The sequence below is a fragment of the Streptomyces sp. JB150 genome, assembly GCF_011193355.1.
Lineage (GTDB): Bacteria > Actinomycetota > Actinomycetes > Streptomycetales > Streptomycetaceae > Streptomyces.
On sequence record NZ_CP049780.1, the window covers coordinates 5,144,148 to 5,160,868 of the forward strand.

15 protein-coding genes, 1 tRNA gene and 1 pseudogene are annotated in these 16,721 nt (G+C 73.1%); 7 read left to right on the forward strand and 10 right to left on the reverse strand.

The annotated features are described in order from the left end of the window. The 4 genes from G7Z13_RS23910 to G7Z13_RS23925 all read right to left on the reverse strand — a co-directional run bounded on the left by G7Z13_RS23910 (position 1) and on the right by G7Z13_RS23925 (position 3,180). On the reverse strand, positions 1 to 1,104 hold the full coding sequence (locus G7Z13_RS23910) for a C40 family peptidase (RefSeq protein WP_166002280.1): 1,104 nt from the start codon (positions 1,102 to 1,104) through the stop codon (positions 1 to 3). A gap of 103 nt (positions 1,105 to 1,207) precedes the next feature. Then, positions 1,208 to 1,522, reverse strand: coding sequence for a hypothetical protein (locus G7Z13_RS23915; RefSeq protein ID WP_166002281.1), 315 nt, complete (start codon positions 1,520 to 1,522; stop codon positions 1,208 to 1,210). Positions 1,523 to 1,532: 10 nt separating this feature from the next. Further along, positions 1,533 to 2,189, reverse strand: a complete 657-nt coding sequence (locus G7Z13_RS23920; protein WP_166002282.1) for a TetR/AcrR family transcriptional regulator — start codon at positions 2,187 to 2,189, stop codon at positions 1,533 to 1,535. 52 nt (positions 2,190 to 2,241) lie between these two features. After that, positions 2,242 to 3,180, reverse strand: a complete 939-nt coding sequence (locus tag G7Z13_RS23925) for a diiron oxygenase (protein ID WP_166002283.1) — start codon at positions 3,178 to 3,180, stop codon at positions 2,242 to 2,244. A gap of 146 nt (positions 3,181 to 3,326) precedes the next feature. On the opposite strand from G7Z13_RS23925, the pseudogene G7Z13_RS23930 reads away from it, so the two are divergent. Both G7Z13_RS23930 and G7Z13_RS23935 read left to right on the forward strand, forming a co-directional pair. Further along, positions 3,327 to 4,438 (forward strand): annotated as a pseudogene (locus tag G7Z13_RS23930) (ferritin-like domain-containing protein). An 81-nt stretch (positions 4,439 to 4,519) separates the two neighbouring features. After that, on the forward strand, positions 4,520 to 5,119 hold the full coding sequence (locus tag G7Z13_RS23935) for a Uma2 family endonuclease (RefSeq protein WP_166002284.1): 600 nt from the start codon (positions 4,520 to 4,522) through the stop codon (positions 5,117 to 5,119). Here the strand turns inward: G7Z13_RS23935 and G7Z13_RS23940 are convergent. The 4 genes from G7Z13_RS23940 to G7Z13_RS23955 form a co-directional block, all read right to left on the reverse strand. Continuing rightward, positions 5,094 to 6,593, reverse strand: a complete 1,500-nt coding sequence (locus G7Z13_RS23940; RefSeq protein ID WP_166002285.1) for a penicillin-binding transpeptidase domain-containing protein — start codon at positions 6,591 to 6,593, stop codon at positions 5,094 to 5,096. The genes G7Z13_RS23935 and G7Z13_RS23940 overlap by 26 nt on opposite strands. Beyond that, entirely contained in the window at positions 6,590 to 7,966 is a 1,377-nt protein-coding gene (locus G7Z13_RS23945) for an FtsW/RodA/SpoVE family cell cycle protein (protein WP_166002286.1), read from the reverse strand. The genes G7Z13_RS23940 and G7Z13_RS23945 overlap by 4 nt, the downstream gene beginning before the upstream one ends. Positions 7,967 to 8,220: 254 nt before the next feature. Then, complete coding sequence (locus G7Z13_RS23950; protein WP_166002287.1) at positions 8,221 to 9,495, reverse strand: ATP-binding protein; 1,275 nt, start codon at positions 9,493 to 9,495, stop codon at positions 8,221 to 8,223. Continuing rightward, positions 9,495 to 10,223: a hypothetical protein gene (locus tag G7Z13_RS23955; RefSeq protein ID WP_166002288.1), complete on the reverse strand. Its 729-nt coding sequence runs from the start codon at positions 10,221 to 10,223 to the stop codon at positions 9,495 to 9,497. Before G7Z13_RS23955 ends, G7Z13_RS23950 begins: the two co-directional genes overlap by 1 nt. A gap of 172 nt (positions 10,224 to 10,395) precedes the next feature. Between G7Z13_RS23955 and G7Z13_RS23960 the strand changes: the two genes are divergently transcribed. Beyond that, the gene (locus G7Z13_RS23960; protein ID WP_166002289.1) at positions 10,396 to 11,202 is read left to right on the forward strand and encodes a nuclease-related domain-containing protein; all 807 of its coding nucleotides are present in this window, start codon (positions 10,396 to 10,398) and stop codon (positions 11,200 to 11,202) included. 155 nt (positions 11,203 to 11,357) lie between these two features. Here G7Z13_RS23960 and ligD read toward each other — a convergent pair whose 3' ends face one another. Further along, positions 11,358 to 12,239 carry a non-homologous end-joining DNA ligase gene (gene ligD / locus G7Z13_RS23965; protein ID WP_166002290.1) on the reverse strand — a complete coding sequence of 294 codons (882 nt, stop codon included), beginning with the start codon at positions 12,237 to 12,239 and terminating at the stop codon, positions 11,358 to 11,360. A gap of 76 nt (positions 12,240 to 12,315) precedes the next feature. On the opposite strand from ligD, the gene G7Z13_RS23970 reads away from it, so the two are divergent. Beyond that, positions 12,316 to 13,338 (forward strand): Ku protein, encoded by a 1,023-nt coding sequence (locus G7Z13_RS23970; RefSeq protein ID WP_166002291.1) that lies wholly within the window; start codon positions 12,316 to 12,318, stop codon positions 13,336 to 13,338. A gap of 122 nt (positions 13,339 to 13,460) precedes the next feature. Here G7Z13_RS23970 and G7Z13_RS23975 read toward each other — a convergent pair. Then, positions 13,461 to 13,532: transfer RNA gene (locus G7Z13_RS23975), tRNA-Arg, on the reverse strand. Positions 13,533 to 13,693: 161 nt separating this feature from the next. On the opposite strand from G7Z13_RS23975, the gene G7Z13_RS23980 reads away from it, so the two are divergent. The 3 genes from G7Z13_RS23980 (at position 13,694) to lysA (ending at position 16,675) form a co-directional block, all read left to right on the forward strand. Next, positions 13,694 to 14,197, forward strand: coding sequence for a response regulator (locus G7Z13_RS23980; RefSeq protein ID WP_240926334.1), 504 nt, complete (start codon positions 13,694 to 13,696; stop codon positions 14,195 to 14,197). Between the two features lie 91 nt (positions 14,198 to 14,288). Continuing rightward, positions 14,289 to 15,266 (forward strand): ArgS-related anticodon-binding protein NrtL, encoded by a 978-nt coding sequence (gene nrtL / locus G7Z13_RS23985; protein ID WP_166002292.1) that lies wholly within the window; start codon positions 14,289 to 14,291, stop codon positions 15,264 to 15,266. Between the two features lie 17 nt (positions 15,267 to 15,283). After that, complete coding sequence (gene lysA / locus G7Z13_RS23990) at positions 15,284 to 16,675, forward strand: diaminopimelate decarboxylase (RefSeq protein WP_166002293.1); 1,392 nt, start codon at positions 15,284 to 15,286, stop codon at positions 16,673 to 16,675. The last annotated feature ends 46 nt before the right edge of the window (positions 16,676 to 16,721 follow it).

The following is a 16,721-nucleotide window of genomic DNA, read 5'->3' on the forward strand; positions in this document are numbered from 1 at the left end:
TCACCGTCCGGCCTCCGGACGCACCGCTCCCAGGATCGGGTTGTTCGCGATCGGTGACAGCTTGATCCGCTCGCCGGGGCGCGGCGCGTGGACGACCTGCCCGTCGCCCGCGTACAGCGCCACGTGCGTGGCGTCCGGGTGGTAGATCACCAGGTCGCCGGGGCGCAGCTCGGTGAGCGGGACCCTGGGCAGGCGGGCCCACTGTTCCTGGCTGGTGCGCGGTACGGGGACGCCCGCGGCGGCCCAGGCCTCGGAGGTGAGGCCCGAGCAGTCGTACGTACGCGGCCCCTCCGCGCCCCACTCGTAGGGCTTGCCGAGCTGGCGCAGGGCGTAGTCGAGGGCGCGGTCGCCCCGGCCGGACGGCTTGGCGTCGTCAGCGGGGCCGTCACTGGAACCGTCACCGAGGCCGTCACCGGAACCCTCACCGAGGCCGTCACCGAGGGCGCCGGAGGCGACCAGCTCCCGCTGGGCCTTCTCGACGCTCCGCTCCTCGAACTCGGCCAGCGCCGCGAGCCGGCCGGGGGTGAGGGAGGCCAGCAACGCCTCGACGGCGTCGAGGCGGCGGCGGACGTCGTCGCGCTGCCGCCGGTGGCGTTCGGCGAGCGTGAGCCGGGTGTCGAGGGCCGCGCGGGCCTTGCGGGCCAGTTCGTCCGCCTTGCGTTCGGTCCCGGTGAGGCGGCCCACCGTCTCGGCGCGCTCCCGGGCCAGCCGGCCGATCACATGCCCCTGGTCGACGGCGTGCTGCGGATCGCCGGCCAGGAGCAGGCGCAGGTACGGGGAGATGCCGGTGCTCTGGTACTGCTGGCGGGCGAGCCGGCCGGCGGCGCGCCGGCTGTCGTGCAGGGACAGGCGGACGCGGCTGAGCGCGCGGTCGAGCCGCTCGACCTCGGCGCGCTGCGCGCGCAGCTTCTCCTCGGTGGCGTTGTACGACTCGGTCGCCCGCTCGGCCTCCCGGTACAGCCGCTGAAGGTCCGTCAGCAGTGCGGCCACGCCGCGGTCCCGGTCCGGACCGGGCTCGGGCGCGGCGGCCGCCGGTGCGGGCACGAGGGCGGCGTGGGCGGCCACGGCCGCCGTACAGACCAGACGCAGAAGCCTTCCTGACACGTCATCACCTCCGGTGCGGGGCGGTGTCTCCGCGCCGCACCGTGAGCATCCGGCGCCTTCGCGCGGGCCGCGCGCCGGGCGTGCTCGGGATGGCGTAACCGCGTCACCCGTCGGCGTCGTCCCGGTTGCCGTCCGGCGTGGCACCGGGACCGGGGCGGCGGGCCGGCTTCGTCCACGGCCACTTCGGCCGGTCGCGCTCCCGCTCGCCGCCGGGGTCGTGGACGTACTTCCAGCGGTGGGTCAGCCGGCCCTGGCCGAGGGACACCCGGCGGTAGACCAGCACGGCCGGCGGCCCGCCCGCCGGATCGGGGACGGGGATGCGGTACGTCTTGGGCGGATGCCCGGTGATCCCCAGCAGCACGGGCAGCGTGCGGCCGTCCATCGGCCCGCCCTCGAAGGGGGTGTCTTCGCTCTTCACGGCACCAGTGTCAGCCATTAGCCGAGGTGAGCGCGTGCACGATCGCCGCCGTCTGCTCGTCCCGGGCGGCGGTCACCGACAGCACCGCGAGGAACTGGTCGACCAGCCAGTCCCGCAGCTCCCCGGCGGGCGGCTGCTTGTCCTCGTCCAGCCACATCAGGGACGCCGCCTCGACCGCGGTGATCCACATCCGGACGGTCATCCGCAGCCGCCTGCCGGGCGCGGCGACGTCCAGGTGGCGGTAGATGTGCTCGGCCGCGGCCCGCCGTACGCCGTCCACTATCGCGTTGGTGCGGGAGGTCTCCACCACGCTGCCGCCCTGCAGGAGGGCGGCGAAACCCGCGTCGTGCTCGTCGACGAAGGCCAGATAGCGGTCGAGGGCCCGGGACAGCCGGGGCAGCAGGGGCCCCTGGCGCGGCTCGTCGAAGCAGCCCCGCAGCGCCTCGGCGGCGGAGCGCAGCGCGGCCTCGTACAGCTGCTGCTTGCCGCCGGGGAAGTAGCGGTACACCAGCGGCCGGGAGACCCCGGCGGCCTCCGCCACGTCGTCCAGCGAGACGTCCTCGGGGGCCCGGTGCGCGAACAGGGAGAGCGCGGCGTCGAGCAACTGGCTGCGGCGTTCCTCGACGCTGAGCCGGCGGTAGGTGCGGGCGGGGGCCTGAGGGGTCATGACCGGCAGCGTAACCGGCGGCCCCCGCCGGGGTCCGGGCAGCGTGCGGCGTTCAGGCCAGCAGGCCCGAGGACTTCCACAGGCGGCGGCCCACGCCCCGCAGGACGCCGATGTCGTCCAGGAAGTCGGTCAGCCGCTTCGCGCCGGTCTGCATGATCTCCCTGCGGTGGCCGCTGGCCTTGACCTGGGCCATCGCCTCGCGCTTGTCGAGCCCGACGTTGGTGTACACCTCGGGGTTGACGAAGGCGACGGAGAAGACGCGGGCGAACTCGCCGGAGGTGACCCGGGTGAACTCCTGGGACCACTTCGGCGCGGTCACCATCTGGCGCCGCAGCTCCTCACGGGCGTACCGCACATGGCGGGCCTCCTCGACGACGTGGATGCGCGTGACGCCCCGGATCAGGGGCTGCACCCGCTCGTCGGGGAAGGTGAGGCGCTGCATCCAGTCCAGGACCTCCTCGCCGAGCAGGGTCGCGGTGAACGAGCCGGGCGTGGTGGAGATGGTCTTGAACAGGCGGCCGAGGTGCTGGTGGGTGCGGCTGACCGGGTACCAGGGCGTCCCGCCCCGGGCGATCAGCCGGGCGAACATCTTCGAGTGCCGGCACTCGTCCTCGATCTCGGTCAGCGCGTAGCGCACGTGCGCGCTCGTCGCCGCCTTGTCGTAGATGTGCCGCACGAGCAGCTGCATCAGGATGATCTCGAACCAGATGCCCAGTGAGGCGAGCGCCGCCGACTCGTGCCGGGACAGCAGGATCCGCTGCTCCTCGCTCATCCGCTTCCACAGCGGGGTGTCGTACAGCGACACCAGCTCCGGCGGCCAGAACCACTTGCCCTCCTCGAAGGGCGCGTCCCAGTCGAGTTCCTCGTCCGGGTCGAAGGAGTGCTTGGCGGAAGAGTCGAGCAGCCGCTCGGCCACCTGCTCCCGGTCCTTGAGCAGGCCGAGCGCGTCGCGCAGCCCCTCGACCGCGTCGGCTTCCGTCAGGGTCGTCATGGCAGTCCCAGTCCCATCTCGTCGTACGGAGCGGTGTTGGCGGTTACCCGTGGGTCACTGCTTATGAGACTGCCTGTCAGCAAGCCCGTCAATCCCCTGCGCGCGACTTGTTGACCGCGCGTCTACCACGCGGGAACCTGCGGGACATGCCGACCTCCGACCAGTACGTCATACCGCCGGACGACCCCCGCTGGGCCGTCCCCGCCACCGGCGCCGCCCGCTTCACCTGGGAATACGACGACGGACGGGACCGCCTCCTCGCCCTCTACCAGAAGGGCAAGGACAAGCAGTGGGACGGAACGAAACGCATCGACTGGGACTTACCGGTCGACCCTTACGACCCCCTCGGCCCCCCGACGAGGCCCTGGCCCTGTACGGCACCCCCTACTGGGCCAAACTCACCGGCAAGGACCGCGCCGAACTGCGCCGGCACTACGCCTCCTGGCAGTTCAGCCAGTTCCTGCACGGCGAACAGGGCGCGATGATCTGCGCCGCGCGGATCGTGGAGTCCGTCCCCGACCTCGACGCCAAGTTCTACTCGGCCACCCAGACCATGGACGAGGCCCGCCACGCCGAGATCTACGGCCGCTTCCTGCACGAGAAGATCGGCCTCCTCTACCCCGTCGACGACAGCCTCAAGTCCCTCCTCGGCGACACCCTGAACGACAGCCGCTGGGACATGCCCTACCTGGGCATGCAGGTGCTCATCGAAGGCCTCGCCCTCGCCGCCTTCGGCATGATCCGCGACACCACCACCAAGGAACTCCCGAAGCAGATCCTCGCCTACGTCATGCAGGACGAGGCCCGCCACGTCGCCTTCGGCCGCATGGCCCTGCGTGACTACTACCGGCAGCTCACCGACGCCGAACTGCGCGAACGCGAGGAGTTCGTCATCGAGGGCTGCTACGCCATGCGCGACCGGCTGCGCGGCGAGGAGGTTCTGGAGAACTTCGGCATCCCCCGGGCGGAGGCGGAACGCTACAGCGAGCAGTCCGAGTTCCTCGCCCTCTTCCGCAAGCTCCTCTTCAGCCGCATCGTCCCCTGCGTCAAGGACATCGGCCTGTGGGGCAGGCGCCTCCAGCAGGCCTACGTCGACATGGGCGTCCTCGAACTGGGCGACGCGAGCCTGGACCTGCTCATGACCCAGGACGAGGAGATCGCCGAACACCTGGACGCACAGCGCTTCGCGGCGGAGGAGCGGGAGCGGGTGGCGGAGGTGACGGAGACGATCGAGCAGGGTCAACGCCCGGCCGATTGATCACACGATCGACGGGCGAATCGGCATATGCGCCTGGGTACGCTGATCCTGCCAGGCAGACTCCGTCGCATGGGAGCAATCATGAGCGCCGCGCGTGACTACGGGCCGGACGACGACTACCAGTGGCCGCGCCCGCCGCAGGGCGGCTGGACGGCGGACGACCTCGACAAGCTTCCCAACCTTCCTCCGCACACGGAGCTGATCGACGGGAGCCTGGTTTTCGTGAGCCCGCAGACGTTCTTCCACTCGCGCGCTATGCGTCTGCTGGACAATGCCCTCCTGACGCAGGTCCCGGACGGCCTCGATGTCATGCGCGAAGTGACCATCAAGCTCGACGAGCGCAACCGGCCCGAACCAGACGTGTTGGTGTACCGCGCGGAGGCGGAGACCGGGCCGCGGCAGACCTGGCTCCGTCCCGAGGACGTCGTCCTCGCGGTCGAGGTCGTCTCGGACGACTCCGAGGAGCGCGACCGCGAGGCGAAGCCTCTGAAGTACGCCAAGGCCGGGATCCGTCATTTCTGGCGTGTGGAGGAGAACAAGGGACTTCCAGTGGTGTACGTCTACGAGCTCGACCCCGCCACCACCACCTACGCCCTGACCGGCATCTTCCACGACAAGCTCGAACTCACCGTCCCGTTCCCCATCGAGGTCGACCTCACCGCCATCGACCGCCGCCGCTGAAGCGGGGACCGCCCTCTCCGGTGGCGAGCACCGCCTCCATCACCGCCCTCGCGATCGGTGCCGCCATCCCGCCGCCGGTGATGTCGCCCCGGTCGGCCGACGCGTCCTCCACCACCACGGCCACCGCCACCTTCGGCTCCAGGTCCCGCGCGCCCTGCGCCCAGGAGACGAACCACGCGTACGGCGTACCGGAGTTGCCGATGCCGTGCTGCGCGGTGCCCGTCTTGCCGCCCACGATGGCCCCGGGGATCGCCGCGTTCCTGCCCGTGCCCTCCTCGACCACCCCCCGCATCAGCGCGCGCAACCGGACCGCGGTCGACGGGTGCATCGCCTGCCGGACCGGGCGGGGCCCGGCGGACTGCACGGTCGCCCCGTGCGCCGTCGTCGTCCGCTCCACCAGATACGGCTCGCGCACCTGCCCGCCGTTGGCCACCGCCGCCGCCACCACCGCCATCTGCAACGGCGTCGCCCGGGTGTTGTACTGCCCGATCGAGGACAGCGCGAGCTGCGCCGTGTCGACCGTGGTGTCGAAGGTGCTCGGCGCGACCGAGTACGGGATGCGCAGATCCGCGTCGTTGAAGCCGAACGCCTCCGCCGTGGCCGCCATGTCCGCCACCCCGACGTCCGCGCCGAGCTTGGCGAACACCGTGTTGCACGACCGCACGAAGGCCACCCGCAGCGGCGCGTCCTCGCACCCCTCGCCTTCGTCGGTCAGGCTCGTCGTCGTACCGGGCAGGGTGTACGGGTCCGGTGAGCCGGTCGGCCGGTCCAGGTCCCGCACCACCCCCGCGTCCAGCGCCGCCGCCGCCGTCACCACCTTGAAGGTCGAGCCCGGCGGATACGTCTGCCGCACCGCCCGGTTCAGCATCGGCTTGTTCGGGTCCTCGTTCAACTGCGCCCAGGACCGGCCCACCGTCACACCGTTGCCCGACAGCGACTCCGGGTCGTAGGAGGGCGTCGACACCAGGGCGAGGATCCGCCCGGTCGCCGGCTCCAGCGCCGCCACCGCGCCCTTGCGCGCCCCGAGCCCGGCGTACGCCGCCCGCTGGGCCGCCGCGTGGAGGGTGGTCGCCACGTCGCCGCCCGGGGTGCGGGCCCGGGTGAGGTCACTGATCACGGCCAGCGGCGACAGCACCGGATCGGTGCCGGAGAGAATGCCGTCCTCGGCGTGCTCCAGCAGCGAGGAGCCGTACACCTGGGAGGCGAAGCCGGTGACCGGGGCGTACAGCGGGCCGTCGGTGTACGTCCGCTCGTAGCGCAGCCTGCCCCCGGTGTCCTTGGAGCCGGTGACCGGGCGCCCGCCGACGAGGATGTCGCCGCGCGGCTGCGCGTACCGCGCGATGGCCTGGCGGCGGTTGGCGGGGTTGTCGTCGAGGGCGGGGGCCTGGAACACCTGGACGCGGGCCGCGTTGACCAGCAGGGCCACCAGGAGCAGGGCGCAGAAGGCGGCGGCGTGCCGGATGTGCCGGGTCACGGGCCCACCTGCCCGTCGTACTGCTTGCGCGCCGCGTGGCTCACCCGGATCAGCAGCGCCACGATCGCCCAGTTGGTGACGACCGAGGAGCCGCCCTGGGCGAGGAACGGCATCGCCATGCCGGTCAGCGGGATCAGCCCGGTCACCCCGCCCGCGATCACGAACACCTGGAGCGCCACGATGGAGGCGAGACCGACGGCGAGCAGCCGGCCGAACGGGTCGCGCAGCGCGAGACCGGCGCGGTAGCCGCGTTCCACCAGCAGCGCGTAGAGCAGGAAGATCGCGGTGAGTCCGGCGAGGCCCAGCTCCTCGCCCGCCGTGGCCAGGATGAAGTCCGACTTCACGGCGAAGCCGATCAGGACCGAGTGGCCGAGGCCCAGACCGGTGCCCAGCACACCGCCCGCGGCGAAGGCGAACAGCGACTGCGCGACCTGGTTGGGGCCCTGACCTGCGTCGATGGTGGCGAACGGGTGCAGCCAGTCCTCGATCCGGCCGTGCACGTGCGGCTCCAGCCGGGCCACGGCGACCGCGCCCAGCACCGCCAGCAGCAGCCCCACCGCGATCCAGCCGGTGCGGCCGGTGGCGACGTACAGCATGACGACGAACAGGCCGAAGAACAGCAGCGAGGTGCCGAGGTCGCGTTCCAGGACCAGCACGCCCACGCTGAGCAGCCAGATCGCGAGGACCGGTCCGAGGACCCGGCCGGTGGGCAGCTGCAGCAGCCAGATCCGGCGGCCGGTGTACGCCAGCGCGTTGCGGTTGGCGGCCAGGTACGCGGCGAAGAACACCGCCAGCAGCACCTTCGCGAACTCGCCCGGCTGGATGGAGAACCCGGCGATCCGGATCCAGATGCGGGCCCCGTTCACCGCCGGGAAGAAGATCGGCAGGGTGAGCAGGGCGAGCGCGGCGGCCACGCACACGTACGCGTAGCGCTGGAGGAAGCGGTGGTCGCGCAGGAAGAAGACCACGCCGATGAACAGGGCCACCCCGAGTGTGGACCAGACGAGCTGGGCGGGCGCCGCCCGGTCCGCCGGGGTCTCCAGGTCGAGGCGGTAGATCAGCACCAGGCCGAGGCCGTTGAGCAGCACCCCGATGGGCAGCAGCAGCGGATCGGCGTAAGGGGCGCGCAGCCGTACCGCCAGATGGGCGAGGAGGGCGAGCACCCCGAGCCCGGCCCCGTAGCCGGCGGCGCCCGGCGGGAGGGCGCCGTGCCGGGCCAGGCCGACCGCGCAGTAGCCGCACACCGGGAGCAGGACGGCCACGACGATGAGCGAGAGTTCGATGCCACGGCGCCGGGGGAGGCGTAGCGCGGGAGCGGGCACGTCCGCGGCCACGGCGGTTCCGGTCCCGGTGGCGGTTCCTGCCTTCGTCATGCCCGGAACCTACCCAGACAGCCAGACTCGTCGGGCTTCATCCCGATATGCCCCGCGCCAGGAGGGACCACAGGGGACATCGGGGACCTCCATACGGGCGTACGGGGCGGCGGGACGACGGGGCCGCGGGACGGGGCGGCGGGACTGCGGGACGGCGAGCTTCCGGGCGGGGCCGGGGGCGGGCGCGGGGGGTGACTCACCGCCACCCTAGGAGCGGGGCGGGCCCGCCGCGCGCCGCGTTGCGCCAGGCGGGGTCACGCCCCGCCGCGCGGCCCCGCGGCGGTCCGGCGCGGCGGCGTGGCGGGCAGCGTCAGGGTGGCCACCGCGCCGCCGCCGGGCGCGTTGGCGAACCTCAGGCGGGCGCCCAGCACCTCCGCCTGGCCGAGCGCGATGGTCAGCCCGAGACCGTGCCCGCGGGCACCGCCCTCGGTGCGGAACCGCTGGGGGCCGTGCGCCACCAGGTACTCGGGATAGCCGTCCCCGTGGTCCCGTACCGTCACCACCGGCCCGTCCACGGTCAGCACCACCGGCGCCCGCCCGTGCCGGTGCCCGTTCGCCACCAGGTTGCCCAGCACCCGCTCCAGCCGCCGCCGGTCGGTCTCCACCCGCGCGTCCCGCACCAGCCGCACCTCGGTCTCGGTGCCGGACGCCCGCACCACCCGCCGGGCCAGCGCCCCCAGCTCCTCGCTGTCCAGCTCCAGCCGCTCCCGACCGGTGTCCAGCCGGGAGATCTCCAGCAGGTCCTCGGTGAGTGTGCGCAGCGCCGCCACCCGGTCGCGCACCAGCTCCGTCGGCCGCCCCGGCGGCAGCAGCTCGGCCGCCGCGTGCAGCCCGGTCAGCGGGGTGCGCAGCTCGTGCGCCACATCCGCGGTGAACCGCTGCTCGGCCAGCAGCTTGCCCTGCAGCGACGCCGCCATGGAGTCCAGCGCGGCGGCCACCGCCGCCACCTCGTCCTGCGGGCGGCCCGGATCGCCGGCGCGCCGGTCGTGCACCCGCGCGTCGAGATCGCCCGCGCTGATCCGCCGCGCGACCCGCGCCGTCGCGTGCAGCCGCCGCGTCACCCGGGTCACCGCGAACGCGCCGACCAGCAGCGTCGCCCCGATCGCCAGCGCCGAGGACCCCACGATGGCCCGGTCGAGGCCGTCGATGGTGCGGGCCTGCTGCGCGTAGTCGACGGCCACGGCGAGCGCGTGCCCGCCCTCGGCAGGGCCCGCCGCCCACATCGTGGGCCGGCCCCGGTGGTCGGCGACCATCGTGCCGCGCTGCCCGTCGGCCGCCAGCTCGCGCAGCGGCTCCGGCAGCTCCCCGGGATCGATCCCCGCGCCCGCCGACAGCGGATCGCCCGCCTCGTACGCTTCCGTGGCGTCCGCCAGCCGGGCCAGCGCCAGGTCACGGGCCTCGCCGACGGTCTGGTTGGTCACCGACACATGTACCAGCGCGCCGAGCAGCGCGGCGAGGGCGCAGCACATCACCGTGATGAACAGCGCCGCCTTCACGGCCAGCGCACCGGCCCACTGCGGAAGCCTCATCAGCGGCTCTCCGCGGGGGAGGGCGGCCGGCTGTCCGTCGCGGACGGCCCCCGCCCGCCGGTGCGCAGCATCTCGTCATGGGTGAGCAGCATCGCCCGCTGCTCCGGGTCCCAGCTCCACTGGAGCCGGTACTCGTACCCCTTCACCTCCGACGGCGACCGGATGATCACCGACCGCCCGGCCAGCTCGACCCCGCTGACGGCGTCGTCCCACAGCATGACCCGCACCAGGCGGCCGTGCTCCACGGTGTAGACCCGCACGGCGGTCAGCTCGCCCGGCAGCTGCCGGAAGCCCAGCGTCAGCTCGTCGCGTCCGTCGCCGGTCAGATCCCGGTAGTACGGCGCGAGCACCGGACAACCGCCCCGCCCCGGCCCCGCGGCGCACTCGGCCATCCGCGCGCCCGTCTCACGGAAGCGCGCGCCGGAACCCTCGTAGTCCCTCGGATGCGCGTCGATCTCGGCCCGTACGACGGCCACCGGGTCCACCGTGTGCACGTTCCCGCCGGGCACCCGCACCCCCTTGACCACCTCACGCTCCACCTCGCCGATCTCGTAGGCGGGACGGGACGCGGGCGGCAGCGTCGGCCAGAGCAGCGCCGGGCCCTCGGCGGTCGGCGTGGGCCCCGCGCTCCGCAGCCCGCCGGCGTCCCCGCAGGCCGTGGCGGTGCCGCCGGTGGCCAGCAGCAGGGCGGCGACGGCCAAGGCGCGGGCACGGACGCGGACGGGCACGGCTCTCCGGTGATCAGGCTGACCAGGGACGCGTACACCTTATTCGTACGGACGTCCTTTTTGCGCGACGCGAGCGGTCCGCGACGGCCGGTGAGCGGCGGACCCCCCGCGACAGCCGGGCGCTTGCCCCCGCAACACCCGGCCTGTTCCCATGGTCGAGGGGTGATGGTGCATGAGCGGAACCGGCGCACTGCGCGTCATACCGACCCGGCGCCACGGCCGGGAACGCCTCTACGTCTGCCTCCCGGACGGCGCGAACATCGCCTGGTACGACCGTGAGACGGCACGCGTCAACCTGCTGAGCGAGGACCGCAGAGAGGCCGTCCTGGCCGCCCTGCGCCCCTTCGTCACCGGCCCGGTCACGGTCGGCCCGCCCCCGGTCCCCACCCCCGCCGAACTGGCCCGGCTCACCCTCCACCCCGATGACGACCTCGCCCCCAACCGCCCCGGCGAGGCCCTGCTCGTCTCCGTCGACCGCGACCCGCCCCACCCCCTGCGCCCCGACCCGAGACGCCGCGCCCTGGAGGCCGAGCAGACCATCGGCGCCGCGCTGGACGCCCTGGAGGGGGCCGGCTGGCACACGCTGCACTCCGTGCCCCTGCCCGGCGGCGACCGCGTCCACCACCTGCTGATCGGGCCCGGCGGCCTGTTCGCCGTCCACGCCCTCCACGCCCGCAGGCAGCGCGTCCACGTCGCCGACCCCATGGTCACCGTCGGCCGCCGCGAGCCCGTCCCCCTCCTGCGCCTGCTGCGCGCCGAGGCCTCCCGCGCCTCCCACGCCCTCACCGCCGAGGTCCGCCCCGTCCTCGCGCTCCTCGCCCCCACCCGCCTGAACGTCCCCGGCCCGGTCCGCGGCGTCCGCGTCCTCACCGACACGGACATCGACGCCCTGGGCCGCCTGGGAGGCGTACTGAAACCGGCGGACGTGGAGGCCCTGCACGCGATGGCCCGGGACCGCCGGACGTGGACACGGGTGTGAGCGACGGGGGAGACGACTCGCACACCGACCGGGAGGATGCCCCGTACGGCGACGGCCTCGCGACCACTCGCTCTCGGCGACGGCGCCGCGACCGCCCTCTCAGGGCGGCGGAGCCGCGACCGCCCTGACACGGCGACGGAGTCACACGAGCCGGGTCACGGCAGCGGAGCCGCGTGGTCCGGATCGAGGAGCGGGGCGAGCAGATCGCCGTAGTCCTGCACCCGCGGGGGGATGTCCGGCGCGCGGAAGGCCAGCTGGGCGGGGTCCCCGCAGGCCTCGACCTCCTCCCAGGTGACCGGCGCGGAGACCCACGGTTCGGCGCGCGCCCGCAGGGTGTACGGGGTCGCCGTCGTCTTGCGGGCGGCGTTCTGGCTCCAGTCGACGAACACCTTGCCCGGCCGCAGGCTCCGCGTCATGCGGTGGACGACCAGCCGCGGCATGGCGCGCTCCGCCTCCACGGCGAGCGCCTTGGCGTACTCGGACGTCTGCTCGGAGGACGCCCCGCGCACCGCCGCGAGCAGGTGCAGCCCTTTGGACCCGGAGGTCTTCGCGTACGCCGTGATGCCGTCCTCGGCCAGCCGCTCCCGCAGCCACAGGGCGACCTCGCAGCAGTGCACGACGGTCGCGGGCGCCCCCGGATCCAGATCGAAGACGACCCGGTCGGCCTCGTCGGGAGTCCCGGCCAGCCACTGATGGGTGTGGAACTCGGCGACCAGGTTCGCCGCCCACATCAGGCTCGCCAGATCCTGCACCAGCACCATCCGCGCCGGCCCCTCCGACCGGTGCACCTCGGCGGTCATGACCCAGTCGGGGGTACCGGGCGGCACGTTCTTGGTGAAGAAGAGCTGCCCGTCCGGGCCGTCGGGGTAGCGCAGGAAGGACACCGGCCGGTCCCGCAGATGGGGGAGGAGGACGCCGGCGGTGGTGGCGTAGTAGTGCAGCACCTCGCCCTTGGTGAAGCCGGACGCCGGGTACAGCACCTTCTCCAGGTTGCTCAGCGCGAGCCTCCGGCCCTCCACCTCTGTGATCGGCGTCATACCATGAGAATCACACGAAACCGGGACATATCGCCCGGTAAGGCCGCCTGACGGTGCCGCTTACCGGTTGGGAAAGGTGGGACGCGTGCGATCCATTTGGAACGGAGCCATCTCCTTCGGCCTGGTCAGCATCCCCATCAAGCTGGTGAACGCCACCGAGAGCCACTCGATCTCCTTCCGCCAGATCCACACGGAGGACGGCGGCCGCATCCGCTACCGCAAGGTCTGCGAACTGGAGGACCGCGAGGTCACCCAGTCGGAGATCGGCAAGGGGTACGAGGACGCCGACGGCACGATCATCCCGATCACCGACGAGGACCTGGCCCAGCTTCCGCTGCCCACCGCCAAGACGATCGAGATCGTGGCCTTCGTCCCGGCCGAGCGGATCGACCCGCTCCAGATGGACGCGGCGTACTACCTCGCCGCGAGCGGCGCCCCCGCCGCCAAGCCGTACACCCTCCTGCGCGAGGCGCTCAAGCGCAGCAACAAGGTGGCCATCGCCAAGTTCGCGCTGCGCGGCCGCGAACGCCTCGGCATGCTGCGCGTCGTCGACGACGTGATCGTCATGCACGGCCTGCTCTGGCCCGACGAGGTCCGCGCACCCGAGGGCGTCGCCCCCGACACCGACGTCACCGTCCGCGACAAGGAACTCGACCTCGCGGACGCCCTCATGGACACCCTCGGCGAGGTCGACCTCGCCGACCTCCACGACGAGTACCGCGAGGCCGTCGAGGAGGTCATCGCCGCCAAGGCCGCCGGCGAGGCACCCCCCGAGGCCCCCGAGCCCGCCCGCAGCGGCAAGGTCCTCGACCTGATGGCCGCCCTGGAGAAGAGCGTCCGCGCCGCCCAGGAGTCCCGGGGCGAGGGCGCCGAGGTCAGACCCCTCACCTCCCGCCCGGCCCCGAAGCAGACGGACGCCAAGAAGTCCACATCGACGGCCAAGAAGCCGGCGAAGAAGACCGCCACGAAGAAGACGACGACCAAGTCGACGACGGCCCAGACCTCGAAGAAGACGGCGGCCACGAAAAGCACGACGACGAAGGGCACGGCCAAGAAGACACCGGCGAAGAAGACGACATCCCGCAAGCGCTCCGCATGAGCGCCCGCCACGAACCGACCCACCACACGCCAAAGAGCGAGACCCAGCAACAACTGGATCCCGCTCTCCTGTGTCGGCTCTCGCCCTGATCACATCTTTACACTCACATGTGACCCGACAAGTGCCCCCGGCAGGATTCGAACCTGCGCACACGGCTCCGGAGGCCGTTGCTCTATCCCCTGAGCTACGGGGGCGTGTCGGTCGCGGTGTCTCGCGGCGACGGGTAGAACACTACCAGCTTCGAGGGGGTGTTCATGAACGGCTTTCCCCGCGGTGGCGTGGGCCGGGTCGCCCGCAGGGGGTGGAAGTAGGGAAAACCGGGACGCGGTGGCTGGTCCGCACCTACTCTCGAGTTGTGCCAGGCGCGTCCGGCCGGATCCTTGTCGTGGACGACAACAAGGTCATCCGGCAGCTGATCAGGGTCAATCTCGAGCTGGAGGGCCTCGAGGTCGTGACCGCGGCCGATGGTGCCGAGTGTCTGGAAGTCGTGCACCAGGTCCGGCCCGATGTCGTGACGCTCGACGTCGTGATGCCGAGACTCGACGGACTGCGGACCGCCGCCCTGCTGCGCGCCGACCCGCGCACCCGTGACCTTCCGCTCGCGATCGTCAGCGCCTGTACGCAGTACGAGGTCGACAGCGGTCTCGACATCGGCGTCGACGCCTTCCTCGCCAAGCCCTTCGAGCCGTCCCAGCTGGTGGGGATCGTGCGCCGGCTGATGGAGGGGAAGAAGGGCGGCGAGGGTGCGGCGGAGAGCCCGGGCGACGGGACGGCGAGCGGACAGAGCGGCAGCGGCAGCGGCGGCGGTGGGCTGGTCACCGCTGAGGGAGGGGAGACCGCCGGGCGGCCCGGTAGCTGAGGCGAGGGGACCGGCCGGCCTCGCCGTCCGCATGCCGGACCGGCGTAAACCGGCTCGCCCGTCCACCCCCCTCCTCCCCTACGCTTGTCCCGTGACCCCCGTCGAGCTCTCGCGCACCGTGCTGCACGCGGTGCGTCGTGCTGTCGACGCGGGGGAGCTGAGCGTGACCGTTCCCGCGCGGGCCGTGGTGGCGCCGCCGGGGGCGGGGGGCTGGGGGGACTACGCGACGAACATCGCGCTGCAGCTGGCCCGGCCCGCCGGGCAGCCCCCGCTGCGGGTGGCCGAGGTGATCCGGCCGTATCTCGTGGACGCGGACGGCGTCGGAGCGGTGCGGATCACGGGGCCGGGGTTCCTGAACATCCGGCTGCGGGACTCGGTCGCCGTACGGCTCGTGCGGCGGATCCTCGCCGAGGGGACGCGGTACGGGCACGGGGACGCCCTCGCCGGGCAGGTCGTGCGGCTTCGCATCCCCTACGACGTGCGCGCCGAAGTCCTCGCCGACGCGCTCGGCCGCATCGTCGCGTCGCAGGGCGGGCGGGCCGAGACCGGGCACGGCGAACCGGTGACGCTGCGGCCGGTGCCCGCGCCCGAGGACCCCGCGCCGCTCGGCGCCGACGCCGCCCGCTGGGCGCTGCTGCATCCCGCGCCGCACGACCGGCCCCGGATCACCGCCGACCACCTCGTCCAGCGGGAGAACAACCCCCTCTTCCGCGTGCGCTACGCCCATGCCCGCACCCGGGCCCTCGGGCGCAACGCCGCCGACCTCGGATTCAGCGCCGAGCCGGGCCCCGTCGACGACGTGGACGGCTCCGGCGCACTCGTCGGGCTCCTCGCCGATCACCCCCGCGTCCTGTCCGCGGCCGCCACCCACCGTGCCCCGGACCGCCTCGCCCGGCATCTCGTCAGCGTCGCCGACGCCGTCCTGCCCGTCCTGCCCGCGGTGCTGCCGCGCGGTGCGGAGAAACCCTCGGCCGCCCACCGGGCCCGGCTCGCGCTCGCCGAAGCCGCCGGGACGGTGCTGGCCGGCGGCCTGTTCCTGCTCGGCATCGACGCACCCGAACACCTCTGAGAGAGCCACGACACGCCATGAGCCGTTCCGCACACCCCGCCGGGCCCCGTCACGCCGACGTCCTCCCCGAGGGTCACTACTCCGCCCCGCCGGCCGACCTCAACGCCCTGGACCCGAAGGTGTGGGCACAGACCGTCACCCGCACCGAGGACGGCGTCGCCGCCGTCGGCGGGATCGATGTGAAGACCCTCGCCGAGGAGTTCGGCACCCCCGCCTACATCCTCGACGAGACCGACTTCCGGGCCCGCGCGCGGGCCTGGCGCAGCGCCTTCGGCCAGGACGCCGACGTGTTCTACGCGGGCAAGGCGTTCCTGTCCCGCGCCGTGGTGCGCTGGCTGTACGAGGAGGGGCTGAACCTGGACGTCTGCTCCGGCGGCGAGCTGGCGACCGCGCTGTCCGCCGGGATGCCCGCCGACCGGATCGCCTTCCACGGCAACAACAAGTCCCCGGCCGAGATCCGCCGGGCGATCGAGGCCGGGGTCGGGCGGATCGTGCTCGACTCCTTCCAGGAGATCGTCCGGGTCGCGCACATCGCGCAGGAACTGGGCAAGCGGCAGCGGGTGCAGATCCGTATCACCGTCGGCGTCGAGGCGCACACGCACGAGTTCATCGCGACCGCGCACGAGGACCAGAAGTTCGGCATCCCGCTCGCGGGCGGGCAGGCCGCCGAGGCCGTGCGGCGGGCGCTCCGGCTCGACGGGCTGGAGCTGATCGGCATCCACAGCCACATCGGCTCGCAGATCTTCGACATGTCCGGCTTCGAGGTCGCCGCCCACCGCGTGGTCGGACTGCTGAAGGACATCCGCGACGAGCACGGCGTCGAGCTGCCCGAGATCGACCTCGGCGGCGGACTCGGCATCGCGTACACCAGTGACGACGACCCCCGCGAGCCGCACGAGATCGCGAAGGCGCTCACCGAGATCGTGACGCGGGAGTGCGAGGCCGCCCGGCTGCGCACGCCGCGGATCTCCGTCGAGCCCGGGCGCGCCATCGTCGGCCCGACCGCCTTCACGCTTTACGAGGTCGGTACCGTCAAGCCGCTCGACGGGCTGCGGACGTACGTCTCCGTCGACGGCGGCATGTCCGACAACATCCGTACGGCGCTGTACGACGCCGAGTACAGCGTCGCCCTGGTCTCCCGCGCCTCCGACGCCGAGCCGATGCTCGCCCGGGTCGTCGGCAAGCACTGCGAGAGCGGGGACATCGTCGTCCGGGACGCGTTCCTGCCGGCCGACCTCGCGCCCGGCGACCTGATCGCCGTGCCGGCCACCGGGGCGTACTGCCGCTCCATGGCCAGCAACTACAACCACGTACCGCGTCCCCCGGTCGTCGCCGTGCGGGACGGCGAGGCGCGGGTGATCGTCCGCAGGGAGACCGAGGACGACCTGCTCCGGCTCGACGTGGGCTGATCCCCGCGGGGGAGTCGCCGACGGAAGATCTCCTGTCCGGCACCCC

Coding starts and splice junctions, on each gene's coding strand:
- G7Z13_RS23920 (WP_166002282.1), bottom strand. CDS start 2,189: ATGACCCCTCAGGCCCCCGCCCGCACCTACCGCCGGCTCAGCGTCGAG.
- G7Z13_RS23925 (WP_166002283.1), bottom strand. CDS start 3,180: ATGACGACCCTGACGGAAGCCGACGCGGTCGAGGGGCTGCGCGACGCG.
- G7Z13_RS23935 (WP_166002284.1), top strand. CDS start 4,520: ATGAGCGCCGCGCGTGACTACGGGCCGGACGACGACTACCAGTGGCCG.
- G7Z13_RS23945 (WP_166002286.1), bottom strand. CDS start 7,966: ATGACGAAGGCAGGAACCGCCACCGGGACCGGAACCGCCGTGGCCGCG.
- G7Z13_RS23950 (WP_166002287.1), bottom strand. CDS start 9,495: ATGAGGCTTCCGCAGTGGGCCGGTGCGCTGGCCGTGAAGGCGGCGCTG.
- G7Z13_RS23960 (WP_166002289.1), top strand. CDS start 10,396: ATGAGCGGAACCGGCGCACTGCGCGTCATACCGACCCGGCGCCACGGC.
- ligD (WP_166002290.1), bottom strand. CDS start 12,239: ATGACGCCGATCACAGAGGTGGAGGGCCGGAGGCTCGCGCTGAGCAAC.
- lysA (WP_166002293.1), top strand. CDS start 15,284: ATGAGCCGTTCCGCACACCCCGCCGGGCCCCGTCACGCCGACGTCCTC.